This is a genomic window from Microbacterium sp. LWH10-1.2 (assembly GCF_038397765.1).
In the GTDB taxonomy this organism is placed as follows: Bacteria; Actinomycetota; Actinomycetes; order Actinomycetales; family Microbacteriaceae; genus Microbacterium; species Microbacterium natoriense.
The window spans coordinates 3541903-3555953 of record NZ_CP151638.1 but is presented as its reverse complement, the minus strand read 5'-3'; the positions used below and the strand labels follow the sequence as shown (position 1 = coordinate 3555953).

The following is a 14051-nucleotide window of genomic DNA, read 5'->3' as shown; positions in this document are numbered from 1 at the left end:
CCGGGAATGGGGCGTTTCGTCTCGGTCGCCTGCGGCGTCCTCGCTCAACGACCTGTCCGAGTCACGCGTCGGGAGCGGACAGCGGGTCGTCGGCGACCCACAGCTCGTCGTCTGCGCGCAGCGCCTGCCATGCGGCGTAGAGCACGCCGACGGCTGCTGCGGCGCCGAGGATCAGGGCGACGACCGAGCCGAGACCCGGGCCCTTCTTCTCGGTGACGACGACGGCGCGGCCGCGCGGGGCGCTCAGGCCGTGACGCTTCGCGTTCGCGACATCCCAGGCGCTCAGAGCGGTGCCGACGACTCCGCCGACGATCGGGACGACCTTGTCGTCGACGACGTGCTTGCCGAAGCGCACACCCTGGTCGACGACCGGTGCGACGCGACGGTTGTACGTGTCCTGAACGACGGGGACCACCTGCTCGCGATTGAAGTTGCCGAGCTGACGACCGGCCTCACGGGCGACGTCGGCGGCGTGGCCGACGAGCACCTGCTGGTTCTCCCAGAGCTGGTTCGCGTCGTTCTGAAGACGACGCAGTTCCTTCTTCCGCTTGCGGCTGAGGCTCACGATGCTCTCCTGTCGTTTGGAGTACGGGTTCACCATCTTGCCACGCCATGCTGGAAGCGGCATGAAACCCGGGCAAACTCACCGGAAGCTCTGCGAGAATATGGGCATGGCTCACGCTTCTCATGTCGCAACCCTCCACACCAACCACGGTGACATCGTCATCAACCTCTTCGGCGACCACGCTCCGAAGACGGTCAAGAACTTCGTCGGCCTCGCCGACGGCACCCAGGACTGGACGCACCCCGCCACCGGCAAGCCGGGCGAGGGTCCCCTCTACAAGGACGTCATCTTCCACCGCATCATCCCGAACTTCATGATCCAGGGCGGCGACCCGCTCGGTCAGGGCGTCGGCGGTCCCGGCTACAACTTCAACGACGAGATCAACGGCGAGCTCAACTTCAACGAGCCCTACATCCTCGCGATGGCCAACGCCGGCCTGCGCCGCAACGCCATCACCGGCGAGGTCGAGGGCACCAACGGCTCGCAGTTCTTCATCACCACCGACCCGACGCCGTGGCTGCAGGGCAAGCACACGATCTTCGGCGAGGTCGCCGATGACGCCTCCAAGGCCGTCGTCGACGCGATCGCCGCCGTGCCGACAGCAGCGGGCGACCGCCCGATCGAGCCGGTCGTGCTGCAGTCGATCGACATCGTCGCGGCCTGACGCCGAGCGAGCCGATCCGGATGACGAGCTCCGAGTTCACGAGCAATCGCGACAACTACTGCTATCGGCATCCGGATCGGCAGAGCTTCGTGCTCTGCCAGCGGTGCATGCGCACGGTCTGCCCCGAGTGCCAGACCCAGGCCGCGGTCGGGGTCATCTGCCCCGAGTGCATGAAAGAGGATCGCAAGAACCGCACCCCCGCGCAGAAGAAGGCTGCGCGGCGCTGGGGCGGAGGCGGCGCGATCGCGACCGCCACCCGCAGCGGCAGGCCGGTCGTGACCTACGCGCTCCTCGCGGTCACGTCGTTCATCGGGCTGCTGCAGCTCATCCCGGGCCTCGGTCCCCAGATCACCGAGGCCCTGCGGTTCAACGCGGTCTACCTCTACCCGAACCTGTCGGTCTTCCCCTTCGAGCCCTGGCGTCTGCTCACCGCGGTCTTCGCCCACGGCGGCTTCATCCATCTGGCGCTGAACATGCTCGCGCTGTGGATGCTCGGGCAGATCCTCGAGCCGATGCTCGGCAGAGCGCGCTATCTGGCGCTGTACCTGATCAGCGGACTCGGCGGTTCGGTCGCTGTCGCGGTCATCGCACCCGGCATCTATACCGTCGGTGCCTCGGGAGCGATCTTCGGCCTCATGGCCGCATTGCTCATCGTCGGGCGCCACATCGGCGCCAACGTCACCGGCATTCTGATCATCCTCGGAGTCAACTTCGCCTTCGGCTTCTTCGTCGGCGGCATCGCGTGGCAGGCGCACCTGGGCGGCGCGATCATCGGCGCTCTCGTCGCGTTCGTGTACACGCGGACGCGTCGCCGCGAGCAGCGCGTATGGCAGATCGTTCTGCTCGCAGTTATCACCATTCTGTTGATCGTTGTGGTGTTCATCGTTCCACCGCTCGTGCTTTTGGCCTGATCGAGAGTTGTTAACAGGGTTGTTAACCCCTGTGAATAACACCGGTGTAATTCTCCCCAGCTGTGGAGAGATCTGTGGATAACTCTCACTCCTGAGTTCTGCGGGGGACGGGCGCAGGGATGTTCCCTTCGCTCGCAGAGCGGGATCCCTCCCGCCTGGCGGGCCCCTCCCGATGCTCGCTCCGGGAACATCCCTGCGCCCTTACGCCGCATCGCTGCACTCGCTCGCTGGGGACGCATCGCTTCGCCTGCTCGCGTGGGGAGATCGGGTGAGGGGTCGTGAAGTGTCGGGTCTAGGTGCCGGGATGCGGCAGTTTGTGACTCCTCAGCGTCGGTACGCACACGCATGCGGGCGGCGCTGCGTGCTCGGGCGGTCGGGCGGAAACGAAGAAGGCCCCCTCGTCATCGAGGGGGCCTTCTTCTCAGGAAGAGGATGCGGTCAGCGCCACCGCGTGGTCATGAGGAAGCCGATCAGCGCGATGCCGAGGCCGATGGCCAGGTTCCAGTTGCCGAGACCGGGGATCGGGAACGCCATGCCGGAGATGTAGAACACGAGGATCCAGGCCAGACCCAGCAGCATGAAGCCGATCATCACGGGCTTGAACCACACCGCGTTGGGCGCAGCGTCGCCTTCGGCGCGCGTCACTTCGGGTTCTTCTGTCTTGCGGTCTCGTGCCATGCCGTCATTCTACCCACGACTCCTCGCAGCGCCGAGAATCCGGGGGGCGAGAGCGCGGCATCCGCACAGGAATCACGGATAGTATCAGCGGCATGAGTGCATCCGTCGTCTCGGGGGAGCGACGCAGGCGTCATCGCCGTCCCCGCTCGCGCGCCACGTTCACGAGCGTGCTCGGTGAGCTGCTGCTCACCGCAGGCGTCCTCGTGCTGCTCTTCGTCGCCTGGCAGATGTGGATCGGCGACATCATCATCAGCGCGGAGAAGAACGATCAGGGCGCGGCGATCTCCAAGGAATGGGCGGAGGCGCCGGCTCCCGAGCTTCCGCCGCTCGTGGAGAAGGATGACGGCACGACCGTCTACGCGCCTGTCGTACCCGCGAAGCCTGCGAACACCGAGCAGCTCGGTCAGATGCACATCCCGCGCTTCGGCGCCGACTACAACAAGGGCATCTACGGCGGCACCACCCGCGCGGGAACCCTCGACAAGCTCGGCATCGGCGTCTACACCGACTCGAAGATGCCGGGTGAGATCGGCAACTTCGCAATGGCCGCGCACCGCACCACGTGGGGCAAGCCCTTCAACCAGCTCGACAAGCTGCAGCTGAACGACGCGATCGTCGTCGAGACGCCCGACGGCTGGTTCACCTACCGCTTCCGCACGCTCGAGTACGTCAAGCCGACGCAGACGGACGTGCTGCTCGACGTGCCGCAGGTGCCCGGCGTCGAGACCGGAGAGCAGTACATCACGCTGACCGCCTGCTCCCCTCTGTACTCGCTCGCCGAGCGCATCGTCGCCTACGGTGTCTTCGAGAGCTTCCAGCCGCGCGCCGAGGGTCCGCCCAAGGCTCTGACCGATCCGCCGCCGCCCCCGGCCGCGCCGTCGGTGTAGGGAACGAGAGGAATCATGTACGCCGCACTCTGGCGCCTGCTGCCCGGTCCGTGGTGGCTGAGGCTCTTCATCCTGCTCGTGCTCGTCGCGGCCGTCCTGTACGCGCTGTTCTGGTTCGTGTTCCCGTGGGTCAGCCCCTTCATCACCCCGGGCGAGGTCGACGTCGAATGACGCGCGTGCTCGTCGTGGACAATCACGACAGCTTCGTGCACACCCTCGTCGGCTACCTGCGAGAGCTCGGCGCCGACGTCGAGATGATCGAGGCCGACGCGGTCGACGCGGCAGGGCTCGAGTCGCTCATGCTCGCGTTCGACGGGGTGATGCTCTCCCCCGGGCCCGGTGCGCCCGCCGACGCCGGCGCCTCGATCGACGCCGTGCGCATCGCCGCGAAGACGGGGATGCCGCTGCTCGGCGTCTGCCTCGGGCACCAGTGCATCGCCGAGGCCTTCGGTGCGCCGGTCACGGAGGCCCCGGAGCTCATGCACGGCATGGTGTCGCCGGTCGTGCACGACGGCTCGGCGCTGTTCGACGGCATCCGCTCTCCGTTCGACGTCGGGCGCTATCACTCGCTCGCCGTGGCGGAGTCCGCACTGCCCCGTGAACTGCGGGCGATGGCGCACGCCGATTCGGGGACGGTCATGGCGATCGCCCATGTCGCGCTGCCGATCGTCGGCGTGCAGTTCCACCCCGAGAGCGTGCTCACCGAGGGCGGCTACCGGCTGCTCGCGAACTGGCTCTCCTCGCTCGGCGACGCGGATGCCGTCGCCAGCGCCGAACTGCTGCATCCGCAGTCCTCGCGCTGAGGCGCCGCGTCTGCAGGTGTGCTCGCTCAGCGACCGGTCATGGCAGCGCGATCAGCCCGCGGAGCCCGTGCAGTAGCGCAGTTCGATCGGCGAGCCGACGGCCACGTCACCGGGCGCGGAGGACATCGAGACGACCGTCGGCGGATCCGTCGCGGGGCAGTCGGAGAGCTCGACGCCCGTCGGGGTCAGTCCGATCTGCTCGAGCTGCGTCTTCGCGGCATCCAGGGTCCAGCCGGTGACATCGGTGAGCGTGACCCGACCGCTCGCGACCACGAGGTTCACGACGGTCTTGGGGGCCACTTCCGACTCGGCCTTCTCGCTGGCCTCCATCACCGTGTCGGCGGCGAGGCTCTTGTCGTTGCGCTGGATCACCGTGCCGAGTTGCAGGCCGGCAGCGGACAGGGCGTCTTTCGCGGCCGCGAGCGACAGGCCCTTCAGGGTCGGCACGACGACCGTCTCCTTGCCGGACGAGACGTAGAGCGTGATCTCGTCGCCCTCGGCGACGGCCACTCCCGCCTTGGGATCGGTGCGGATGACGTTGCCCTCGGCGATCTCGGAACTCGATTCGAGCACGACCTTGGCTGTCAGATCGAGATCGCTCAGTGCATCCTGAGCGCGCTCCGAGGCCACATCGATGAGGTTCGGCACGGTGCGCGCCGTCACAGGGGTGTCGTCGGTGCGGCTGATCGTGATCACCCAGAACAGGATGGATGCCAGGAGCACGGCGAGCAGCGCGACCCCGGCCCAGATCCACGCGACCGGCGGTCCGGACTGCGTGCGGGCCATCGTGGTGTCGGTGCTGAGCTGGCGGAGCGAACGCGCGGTCTCCTGCGCCTGCTTCGGGCTCGGTCCGTACAGCTCGCTGGTCAGCGCGCCGAGTTCCTTGCGGCTCGGGGCACGGCCCGCGACGGCGGCGTCGAGCGCGGCACGGAAGTGCGCGGCATCCGGGTAGCGCTGATACGGGTCCTTCGCGAGGGCGCGGAGCACGATCGGGTCGAGGGCGCCGGGGGAGTCCTCGTTCACCTCGGTCGGCGGCACGGGGGTCTCGCTGACGTGCTGATAGGCGACGGCCACGGGGGACTCACCGCGGAACGGCTGACGTCCGGTGAGCAGCTCGTAGAGCACGACGCCGGTCGAGTACAGGTCGGCACGGGCGTCGACGGGCTCGCCCTTGGCCTGCTCCGGCGAGAAGTAGGCGGCGGTGCCGATGATCTGCGTGGTCTCGGCGACGGTCGACGAGGAGTCGGATACGGCCCTCGCGATGCCGAAGTCCATGACCTTGACCTGGCCCTTGTCGGTGACCATGACGTTGCCCGGCTTGATGTCGCGGTGCACGACACCGGCGCGGTGCGAGTAGTCCAGGGCCTCGAGGATGCCGTCGGCGTAGCGCACCGCGTCGTCCACGGGCACAGGGCCTGCGGAGATGATGTCCTTCAGCAGCGTGCCGCTGATGAGCTCCATGACGATGTACGGCACGACGAGCGAGCCGTCGCCCTCGGTCTCGTCTCCGGCGTCGTACACGCGCACGATCGACGGGTGCGACATGCGCGATGCGGCCTGAGCCTCGAGCCGGAACCGCGTGCGGAACGCCGTGTCGCGCGCCAGCTCGGGGTCGAGGATCTTGATCGCGACGTCGCGACCGAGCGTCAGGTCATAGCCGCGGTACACCTTGGCCATGCCGCCGTGCCCGATGAGCTCGTCGACGCGGTACCGACCCGCGAGAACACGTGGCTCTGTGGACACGTACTGACCCCCTGATACGACCTGATGAAACTGCTCTCAGCCTACGATGCGCTAGCCGTCAACCTGCTGAATCGCTGCCGCCGGTCTCCGCCGCGGGCAGGATCACGGTGGACTGGCCCTGCGGCGAGACGTCGGAGGGACGGTCTCCGCAGAACGCGCGATACGTCGCGGTCACGACCTGACCGGCCTTGCCGGTGTCGACCGTGAACGTGGTGCTGCGCGTGTTCTGGTCGAAGCTGCTCGTCGTCTTGCCGCCCGTGAACGTGCCGTTCGTGAGGGTGACCTCGTAGGACGACAGGTTCGGGGTGCCGGACGGGCACGTGAAGTTCGTCCAGTTCAGCGTGGCCGTGCCGCCCTCGATGATCGTCGTCGCGGCCGAGAACGTCGGAGCGTTCTTGGGCTGGCCGATCGGCGTCTGGTCTGCGTACGCGGTCATGCTGATCGCGGATCCGGGCTCCAGCAGACCTCTGGGGCTGACCTGCTCGACCGTGCCGACCTGTTCAGCAGTGGGAGCGGGGGTCGTCCCCACGTCGCACGACGGGACGAGTCCCGCTTGTGTGGCGATCCCGATCGCCTCGTCGCAGCTCAAACCGATGAGGCCCAGAGAGGCGACGTCGACCGGGGCCGTCGTGGGCGTCGGTGTCGGCGGCGTCTTCGTGGGCTTCGGCGTCTGGCTCGCCGAGGTCGAAGGCGACTTCGACGGGTCGGCGTCTCCGCCGCCCTTCGGGCCGAACAGCGCCCAGAGTCCACCACCGAGGACGATGACGAGCAGTGCGATGAGCGCGATCAGCGGCCACGTCCAGGGGCTGCGTTTCTTCTTCCCCTCCTCCTCCTCGGCAACCTCGTCGCCGGTGGGGAGGGTCGCCGTGGTGGGCAGGATGCGCGTCGTGCCGTCGTCTCCGGATGCCGTCAGCATCCGGGTCGCGTCGTCGGCGATGCCGCCGTTCGCGATGGCGGGAACGGCGATGGCGGCCGAGTTCAGGTCGCCCCGTCGCAGCGCCTGTGCGGCGCGGGCGACGGTCGCGGAGGACGACGGGCGATCCGCCGGCTTCTTCGCGATCATCGCCATGACGAGGTTCTGCACGGGGATCGGCACGGTCGGCGGCAGCGGCGGGGGCTGCTCGTTGATCTGCGCCATCGCGATCGCGACCTGCGACTCGCCCGTGAAGGGACGCTTGCCCGCGAGGCACTCGTACGCGACGATGCCGAGCGAGTAGGTGTCGGTCGCCGGAGACGCCGGGTGGCCGGAGGCCTGCTCCGGAGAGAGGTACTGCACGGTGCCCATGACCTGGCCCGTGGCGGTGAGCGGCACCTGGTCGGCGATGCGCGCGATGCCGAAGTCGGTGATCTTGACACGGCCGTCTGGCGTGATCAGCAGGTTTCCCGGCTTGATGTCGCGGTGCACGAGGCCGGCCGCGTGCGCGGCCTGCAGAGCGGATGCCGTCTGCGCGACGATGTCGAGCGTCTTGTCGGCGCTCAGCGCGCCGTCGCGTTCGAGGATGGTCGACAGAGCCTCGCCGGGCACGAGCTCCATGACGAGGTAGGCGCTGCCGTTCTCCTCGCCGTAGTCGAAGACGCTCGCGATGCCCTCGTGGTTGACGAGAGCGGCGTGGCGCGCCTCCGCGCGGAACCGCTCGAGGAACCCGGGGTCCCCCATGTACTCGTCCTTGAGGATCTTGATCGCGACGGTGCGTCCGATGACGTGATCCGTCGCCTCCCACACCTCGCCCATGCCGCCGATCGCAATACGCGACTGCAGCTCGTAGCGACCACCGAACGACACACCCTGCGTCGGTCTCATCTGCCCAGCACCGCCTCTATGACCTTCTTCGCAATCGGAGCGGCGATGGTGTCACCGCTTCCGGACTGCCCTTTTCCGCCGCCGTCTTCGACGACGACCGCAACTGCCACCGCGGGGTCGTCCGCCGGCGCGAAGCCGGTGAACCACAACGTGTGCGGCTTGTTTCCGTTCTCTGCGGTACCGGTCTTACCGGCCACGTCGATCCCGTCTATTCTTGCACCCTGTGCCGCTCCCGTAGCGACGCTCGCCACCATGGCGGCGGTGACCTGATCGGCCACGCTCGCGTCGACTGCCCGACCGAACTCGCTGTCGTCGTACGACCGGATGACCGACAGGTCGTTTCCGATCACGGCATCCACCATGTGGGGGTTCATGACCACTCCGTCGTTCGCGAGCCCAGCCGCCACCATGGCGATCTGCAACGGCGTGGCGGTGACCTGACCCTGACCGAAACCGCTGAGCGCGGTCTGCGGGTCGTTGAGCCCCCGGGGGTAGCTGGACGGGGTGGAGGTGAGCGGGGTGTCGAAGCTCTGGTTGAAGCCGAACTTCTCGGCCATCTCGCGGATCTTGTCGTCGCCGAGGGCGACGGCGAGTTCCGCCATCGGGATGTTGCAGCTGAGGCGCACGGCCTCCGCGATCGTCACCGTCGGGCCGTCGCCGCCGCACGTGCCGCCCCACGCGTTCGAGACCGTGTTGTCCGAGCCGGGCAGCTGATAGCGCGCGGGGTTCGGCAGCGTCGACTCCGGCGTCCAGTCGCCGCTCGCGAAGGCGGCCGCGGCCACGACGATCTTGAACGTCGACCCCGGGGGGTTGAGGTCTCCCGCGATCGCGCGGTTCGACAGGGGCTTCGACGGGTCCTGCTCGAGCTGCGCGAACGCGGCGTTCGCGGCATCCGCATCGTGCGTGGCGAGGAGGTTCGTGTCGAAGCCGGGCGTCGACACCATCGCGAGGATGCGTCCGCTCTTGGGCTCGATGGCGACGACGGCGCCCTTGAGTCCCTGCAGTCCCTCGTAGGCGGCGCGCTGCGCTGCCGTGTTCAGCGAGAGCTTCACGCTGTAGCCGGTCTGCGGCTGACCGCTGACGATCCGCTCGATCTCCGAGAAGAACGCGTTCGAGCCCGTGCCGGAGAGGTCGGCGTTGAGGGCCTTCTCGATGCCGGTGCGGGAGTCCAGCGGTGCGCTGAAGTAGCCGGTCACGGGCTCCCACATGGCGGCATCCGTGTACACGCGCTGGAACTGGTACATGTCGTCGCTCGGCACGGACGACGCGATGGCGACCCCGTCGACGATGATCGAACCGCGCTGGATCTCGTAGCTGTCCAGACGAGTGCGCTTGTTGTTGCCGTTCTGGGAGAGCGCGTCGGCGTCGATGACCTGGATCCAGCTGGTCGCGGCGAACAGCGAGATGAACATGAACAGCATGACGATGCTGAGGCGGCGCAGCTCCTTGGTCATCCGATCACCGTCCTCGGCTGGGAGCGCACGGCATCCGAGATCCGCAGCAGCAGCGCGACGATCAGCCAGTTCGCGACCAGCGAGGAGCCGCCGGCGGCGAGGAACGGAGTGGTGAGTCCGGTGAGCGGGATGACGCGGGTCACGCCGCCGACCATGATGAACACCTGCAGCGCGATCGTGAACGACAGCCCGGTGGCGAGCAGCTTGCCGAAGTCGTCCTGACCGGCGAGGCCGATGCGGATGCCGCGGCTCACGAACACCATGTACAGGCAGAGGATCGCGAACAGCCCGATCAGGCCGATCTCCTCGCCGAGGCTGGTGATGATGTAGTCGCTGTGCGCGAGCGGGGTCACCTCGGGGCGGCCCTGGCCCCAGCCGGTGCCGATGAGCCCGCCGTGGGCGAGGCCGAACAGCCCCTGCATCGGCTGGTACCCCTCCTTCTCGGGGTTCACCTGGCCCGGATCGAACAGGAACAGCCAGTTGATGAACCGGCCGTGCACGTAGCTGAGCACCTGGGTGGCGACGACGGCTCCGGCGAGCACCAGGCCGAGGCCGATCAGCACCCAGCTGGTCTTCCCTGTGGCGACGTAGAGCATCGCCACGAACATGCCGAAGATGAGGGTTCCGGTGCCGAGGTCGCGCTGGAACACGATGATGCCGAGCGAGATCACCCACACCACGAGCACCGGTCCGAGCTCGCGCATGCGGGGCCAGGTGATGCCGAGGACGCGCGTGCCGACCGAGGTCAGGCTCTCCCGCGTGCGCACGAGGTAGCCGGCGAAGAAGATCGCGAGGCAGATCTTGGCGAGCTCTCCGGGCTGGAAGGCGAAGTTGCCGCCCAGCGACACCCACACCGCCGCGTTCGCGTCGGGGATGCGCAGGCCGGGGACGAACGGCAGCAGCAGCAGGACGATGCCGGTGAGGCCGAAGATGTACGTGTACCGGAAGAGCACGCGGTAGTTGCGGAGCAGGATGACGGTGGCGATCGCCCCCGCAAGGGAGATCGCCGCCCACGCGAGCTGCTTTGTGGAGAACGCTCCCCAGCCCGTGTAGGCCTTGGCGATGTCGATCCGGTAGATCATCGCGATGCCGAGTCCGGTCAGCAGCGTGGCGATCGGGAGCACGAACGGATCGGCGTCGCGGGCCACGGCGCGCAGCACGAAGTGCAGGGCGAACGCGAGCACGGCGAGCCCGCCGCCGATCGCGAGGATCATCGGGTCGACCGTGCCGAGGGCGCCGAGCTGCACGAGGGTCAGCGATGCGCCGCTGATGACGATGGCGAACAGCAGCAGCCAGAACTCCCGGTTGCGCTGCGTCTGCGGCATCCGGATCCCGCGCAGCGCCTTGATGACGCTGGTATCAGCCGCGACGTCGACGCTCATCCTGCGCCCTCCGTCGGAGTGGGTATCGGAGTGGGCAGGGGCGTCTGCTGGATCGCGTTCGCGTCGGCTCCCGCCTGGAGGCGCGCGACGATGGCGTCGGCATCCGACAGGGAGCGGGCGTTGATCGTGCGCTCCACCGATGCGCGCTGGTACTCGGGCAGGTCGGCGAGCAGGATGTCGGTGTCGCGCACCGGCGTCGACAGCGTGATCGGCCCGATGTTCTGCTGCACGCCCTGGAAGATCACGACGCTGTCCTCGTCGGCGCCGATGAAGTAGCGCGTCTGGGTCCAGCTGTAGGCGGCGAAGGCGGCGATGCCGAGCATGACGAGCACCAGCAGCATCCCGGCGATCCAGCCGAACCGGCGGCGACGTGCGCGCCGACGGTCTTCCTGGATCAGCTCCTCGAGGTACTCGGGGGCCGGTTCGAAGTGGCTCGGCTCGTTCGCCGCCTGGCGCACCGGGTGCAGCCAGTTGCTGAGCGCGGAACGGGCGGCCGGGATCGCGATGTTCGACGGATTGGAGGCCGATCCGACGATGGTCGGCGTGCCAGACGAGATCGCGTGCTGTCCGCCGACGTCGACGAGCACCATCGTGACGTTGTCGGGCGCGCCGCCGTCGAGCGCCTGCTTGAGGAGGCTGTCGGCCGTGCGGCCCGGAGCCATGCCGAGGCGCATCGCCTTGAGGATGTGGGTCTCGTCGACGACGCCGGAGAGTCCGTCGGAGCACAGCAGCCAGCGGTCGCCCGGCTGGGTGTGCATGACGAACATGTCGAGCTCGGGGTCGGCGTCCATGTCGCTGAGCACGCGCATGAGCACCGAGCGCCGCGGGTGGTAGCGGGCTTCTTCCGGCGTGATGCGGCCCGAGTCGACGAGCCGCTGCACGAAGGTGTGATCGGCCGTGATCTGCGTCAGCGCGTCGTCGCGGAAGAGATAGATGCGCGAGTCGCCGATGTGGCCGATGACGGCGTAGTCGTCGACCATGATGATCGCGCTGAGCGTGGTGCCGAGTCCGGCGAGCTCGGGGCGGTCTTTCGCGGCGCGGATCAGGTCGCCGGCGGCCGTCGTGGCCGCGGCCTGCAGCGACGCCTGCGCGTCGTCGGTCGAGGCGTACGCCTGGTCGAGGGGCTCCATGCGCTGGATCGCGATGCTCGATGCGACGTCGCCGCCCGCGTGTCCGCCCATGCCGTCGGCGACGACGAACAGGTTGGCTCCGGAGTATCCGGAGTCCTGGTTGTTGGAGCGGACCTTCCCGGTGTGGGAGATCGCGGCGCTCGAGCCCTCGAAGACCATACGCGCGTCAGGCCCGCAGCTCGAAGGTCGTGGCGCCCACCTTGACGGGGGTGCCGAGCGACAGCGGCACCGAGGAGCCGGTCACGCGCGTGCCGCCGACGAAGGTGCCGTTGGTGGAGTCGAGGTCCTGGATCGCCCAGTTGTCTCCGCGCAGCAGGAGGCGCGCGTGGTGGCTCGACGTGTAGTCGTCGCGGATCACGAGAGACGACTCGCTGGAGCGGCCGATCGACAGGCTCTCGCCGTTCAGCGGGAGCTCGAGACCGGTCTTGGGACCCGACGTGATCACGAGGCGCTTGGCCGTGGCGATCGTCGCGGGGCCGGTCGAGGGCTTCGCGGATGCCGGCTTCGCCGCGGGTGCGGGCGCCGGAGCAGCGGATGCCGCGGCTGCGGCCTGCTCGGCGGGGAGCTTGCGCACCTTCACGCCGAAGAGATCGGCGCGGAGCGAGTAGACCACGGCGAACACGAAGAACCACAGGAGGAGGAGGAAGCCCAGGCGCAGGAGGAGGAGAGGGAGCTCTGCCATCAGATCGTCCCTCCCGCCGGGATGCGAGCGCTCATCCGAGTGCCCCGAACGCGCGGGTGGCGTCGTCGTCGCGCGGCCGCGCGGGGCGGGACGGGGCGGCGACGGGGATGATGCGGAAGACGAGGTCGGTGCGTCCGATCGTGATCGTCGTGTCGGTCGGAAGCGCGGCCTCGCGGACCTTCGTGCCGTTGACCTTCGTGCCGTTGGTCGAGCCGAGGTCGCGCATCATGGCGCGCTCGCCGTCCCACAGGATCTCCACGTGCTTGCGACTGGATCCGGCGTCGGCGATCGTGATGTCGGCATCCGATCCGCGTCCGATCACGGTGCGCGCGCGGGTGATCGAGTGGCGGCGCCCGTCGACGTCGACGACGGCCTGCCAGCTGACACGGCCCTCGACCGTGCCCGAGTCGACGCGGACCGTGCCGGTCGCGACCCTCTCGTCGGCCTCCAGCGTGATCGCGAGCGGGCCGGCGAAGCTGTAGCCCTGTGACTTCGCGTGCGCCGTGAGCAGCGCGTGCAGTTCATCGGTCAGGGCGCCGCCGAGACCGAGCATCCGCTCCGCATCGTCGGGGCTGAGCCGTGCCACATAGCTGTTGGGCGCGATGATGCGGTCGCGGCTCACCACAGCCGCGTTGGTGTCGGCCTCGCGCCGCAGGGCGGAGGCGATCTCCACGGGCTGGATGCCGCTGCGGAAGGTCTTCGCGAAGGCGCTGTTCACAGCGCGCTCGAGACCCTTCTCAAAGCTGTCAAGTAGTCCCACTGGGCTCCTCTGGCATGCCGACCGGTAGGGACATCGTAGCCAGGTGTGCTGAGTGAACGCCGTTGTATGGCGGATTCGCAGGGATGTTGCGGGGGTTTGCGGGTGCGGCGGGGGAGTGTGGTGCGCGGGTGCGGCGGCGGTGTGGTGTGGAGCCAGGCTCGCTTCGTCGGCGCCGGTGCGCGGATGTCGGCGCACCGGCTTGTTTCCGCAGGCACCCGTGATCTGCGCCGACAGAATGGACCAGGACGGACGCTGCGGACGGGCTCGGTCGGATGGTGCGGACGGGCTCGGTCGGATGCTGCGGACGGGCTCGGTCGGGCCGGTTTCTTCGCGGGGTGGATGCCGTGATAGCCTTGCGGAGTTGAATTCTTCGGAATGAGACGACTCGCGCGAGTGGCGGAATGGTAGACGCGCTGGCTTCAGGTGCCAGTGTCCGTATGGACGTGGGGGTTCAAGTCCCCCCTCGCGCACGCGAGATGAAGAGCCTCGATCGAAAACGATCGGGGCTCTTCGCGTTGTAGCCCGGGCGCGTCGGGGCCGGCAGGGCATCTGCTATCAAGGGAGCTATGCCGCACGACGAATCGGACCCGC

At 68.4% G+C, this 14051-nt stretch carries 14 protein-coding genes and 1 tRNA gene; 6 read left to right on the top strand and 9 right to left on the bottom strand.

The genetic code is table 11. The annotated features are described in order from the left end of the window. Window positions 1-61: 61 nt before the first annotated feature. Window positions 62-565 carry a DNA helicase gene (locus MRBLWH10_RS16605; protein ID WP_105673526.1) on the bottom strand — a complete coding sequence of 168 codons (504 nt, stop codon included), beginning with the start codon at window positions 563-565 and terminating at the stop codon, window positions 62-64. 106 nt (window positions 566-671) lie between these two features. Here MRBLWH10_RS16605 and MRBLWH10_RS16600 point away from each other — a divergent pair, with 106 nt between their 5' ends. After that, window positions 672-1229: a peptidylprolyl isomerase gene (locus MRBLWH10_RS16600; RefSeq protein ID WP_105673418.1), complete on the top strand. Its 558-nt coding sequence runs from the start codon at window positions 672-674 to the stop codon at window positions 1227-1229. Between the two features lie 20 nt (window positions 1230-1249). After that, the gene (locus MRBLWH10_RS16595; RefSeq protein ID WP_341940772.1) at window positions 1250-2140 is read left to right on the top strand and encodes a rhomboid family intramembrane serine protease; all 891 of its coding nucleotides are present in this window, start codon (window positions 1250-1252) and stop codon (window positions 2138-2140) included. Between the two features lie 438 nt (window positions 2141-2578). On the opposite strand, the gene MRBLWH10_RS16590 is transcribed toward MRBLWH10_RS16595, so the two are convergent. Then, entirely contained in the window at window positions 2579-2818 is a 240-nt protein-coding gene (locus MRBLWH10_RS16590) for a cell division protein CrgA (RefSeq protein ID WP_105673420.1), read from the bottom strand. Window positions 2819-2910: 92 nt separating this feature from the next. Between MRBLWH10_RS16590 and MRBLWH10_RS16585 the strand changes: the two genes are divergently transcribed. The 3 genes from MRBLWH10_RS16585 to MRBLWH10_RS16575 are packed head-to-tail and all read left to right on the top strand — an operon-like array spanning window position 2911 to window position 4508. Further along, window positions 2911-3705, top strand: coding sequence for a class E sortase (locus MRBLWH10_RS16585; protein ID WP_341940771.1), 795 nt, complete (start codon window positions 2911-2913; stop codon window positions 3703-3705). A gap of 15 nt (window positions 3706-3720) precedes the next feature. After that, the gene (locus MRBLWH10_RS16580; protein ID WP_146114275.1) at window positions 3721-3876 is read left to right on the top strand and encodes a DUF4175 domain-containing protein; all 156 of its coding nucleotides are present in this window, start codon (window positions 3721-3723) and stop codon (window positions 3874-3876) included. Then, window positions 3873-4508, top strand: coding sequence for a gamma-glutamyl-gamma-aminobutyrate hydrolase family protein (locus MRBLWH10_RS16575; RefSeq protein ID WP_341940770.1), 636 nt, complete (start codon window positions 3873-3875; stop codon window positions 4506-4508). The genes MRBLWH10_RS16580 and MRBLWH10_RS16575 overlap by 4 nt, the downstream gene beginning before the upstream one ends. Before the next feature lie 51 nt (window positions 4509-4559). Here the strand turns inward: MRBLWH10_RS16575 and pknB are convergent, their stop codons facing one another. From pknB to MRBLWH10_RS16540, 7 genes are read right to left on the bottom strand one after another with little or no spacing between them, the layout of a single operon-like run. Further along, window positions 4560-6251 carry a Stk1 family PASTA domain-containing Ser/Thr kinase gene (gene pknB / locus MRBLWH10_RS16570; RefSeq protein WP_341940769.1) on the bottom strand — a complete coding sequence of 564 codons (1692 nt, stop codon included), beginning with the start codon at window positions 6249-6251 and terminating at the stop codon, window positions 4560-4562. A gap of 58 nt (window positions 6252-6309) precedes the next feature. After that, window positions 6310-8052, bottom strand: coding sequence for a protein kinase (locus tag MRBLWH10_RS16565; protein ID WP_341940768.1), 1743 nt, complete (start codon window positions 8050-8052; stop codon window positions 6310-6312). Next, window positions 8049-9506, bottom strand: a complete 1458-nt coding sequence (locus MRBLWH10_RS16560; protein WP_341940767.1) for a penicillin-binding transpeptidase domain-containing protein — start codon at window positions 9504-9506, stop codon at window positions 8049-8051. Before MRBLWH10_RS16560 ends, MRBLWH10_RS16565 begins: the two co-directional genes overlap by 4 nt. After that, window positions 9503-10888 carry an FtsW/RodA/SpoVE family cell cycle protein gene (locus tag MRBLWH10_RS16555; protein ID WP_341940766.1) on the bottom strand — a complete coding sequence of 462 codons (1386 nt, stop codon included), beginning with the start codon at window positions 10886-10888 and terminating at the stop codon, window positions 9503-9505. Before MRBLWH10_RS16555 ends, MRBLWH10_RS16560 begins: the two co-directional genes overlap by 4 nt. After that, window positions 10885-12177, bottom strand: coding sequence for a protein phosphatase 2C domain-containing protein (locus MRBLWH10_RS16550; protein ID WP_341940765.1), 1293 nt, complete (start codon window positions 12175-12177; stop codon window positions 10885-10887). The genes MRBLWH10_RS16555 and MRBLWH10_RS16550 overlap by 4 nt, the downstream gene beginning before the upstream one ends. A gap of 7 nt (window positions 12178-12184) precedes the next feature. Beyond that, a complete protein-coding gene (locus MRBLWH10_RS16545; RefSeq protein WP_105673428.1) occupies window positions 12185-12700 on the bottom strand; it encodes an FHA domain-containing protein in 516 nt (171 codons plus the stop codon). A 31-nt stretch (window positions 12701-12731) separates the two neighbouring features. Next, window positions 12732-13460: a DUF3662 and FHA domain-containing protein gene (locus MRBLWH10_RS16540; protein WP_341940764.1), complete on the bottom strand. Its 729-nt coding sequence runs from the start codon at window positions 13458-13460 to the stop codon at window positions 12732-12734. A gap of 387 nt (window positions 13461-13847) precedes the next feature. On the opposite strand from MRBLWH10_RS16540, the gene MRBLWH10_RS16535 reads away from it, so the two are divergent. Then, window positions 13848-13930, top strand: a tRNA-Leu gene (locus tag MRBLWH10_RS16535). Window positions 13931-14051: the final 121 nt, after the last annotated feature.

Excerpts from the sequence above, each read along its gene's own strand:
- MRBLWH10_RS16600 (WP_105673418.1), top strand. The coding sequence starts at position 672 with ATGGCTCACGCTTCTCATGTCGCAACCCTCCACACCAACCACGGTGAC.
- MRBLWH10_RS16595 (WP_341940772.1), top strand. The coding sequence starts at position 1,250 with ATGACGAGCTCCGAGTTCACGAGCAATCGCGACAACTACTGCTATCGG.
- MRBLWH10_RS16590 (WP_105673420.1), bottom strand. The coding sequence starts at position 2,818 with ATGGCACGAGACCGCAAGACAGAAGAACCCGAAGTGACGCGCGCCGAA.
- MRBLWH10_RS16585 (WP_341940771.1), top strand. The coding sequence starts at position 2,911 with ATGAGTGCATCCGTCGTCTCGGGGGAGCGACGCAGGCGTCATCGCCGT.
- MRBLWH10_RS16580 (WP_146114275.1), top strand. The coding sequence starts at position 3,721 with ATGTACGCCGCACTCTGGCGCCTGCTGCCCGGTCCGTGGTGGCTGAGG.
- MRBLWH10_RS16575 (WP_341940770.1), top strand. The coding sequence starts at position 3,873 with ATGACGCGCGTGCTCGTCGTGGACAATCACGACAGCTTCGTGCACACC.
- MRBLWH10_RS16565 (WP_341940768.1), bottom strand. The coding sequence starts at position 8,052 with ATGAGACCGACGCAGGGTGTGTCGTTCGGTGGTCGCTACGAGCTGCAG.
- MRBLWH10_RS16560 (WP_341940767.1), bottom strand. The coding sequence starts at position 9,506 with ATGACCAAGGAGCTGCGCCGCCTCAGCATCGTCATGCTGTTCATGTTC.
- MRBLWH10_RS16555 (WP_341940766.1), bottom strand. The coding sequence starts at position 10,888 with ATGAGCGTCGACGTCGCGGCTGATACCAGCGTCATCAAGGCGCTGCGC.
- MRBLWH10_RS16550 (WP_341940765.1), bottom strand. The coding sequence starts at position 12,177 with ATGGTCTTCGAGGGCTCGAGCGCCGCGATCTCCCACACCGGGAAGGTC.
- MRBLWH10_RS16545 (WP_105673428.1), bottom strand. The coding sequence starts at position 12,700 with ATGGCAGAGCTCCCTCTCCTCCTCCTGCGCCTGGGCTTCCTCCTCCTC.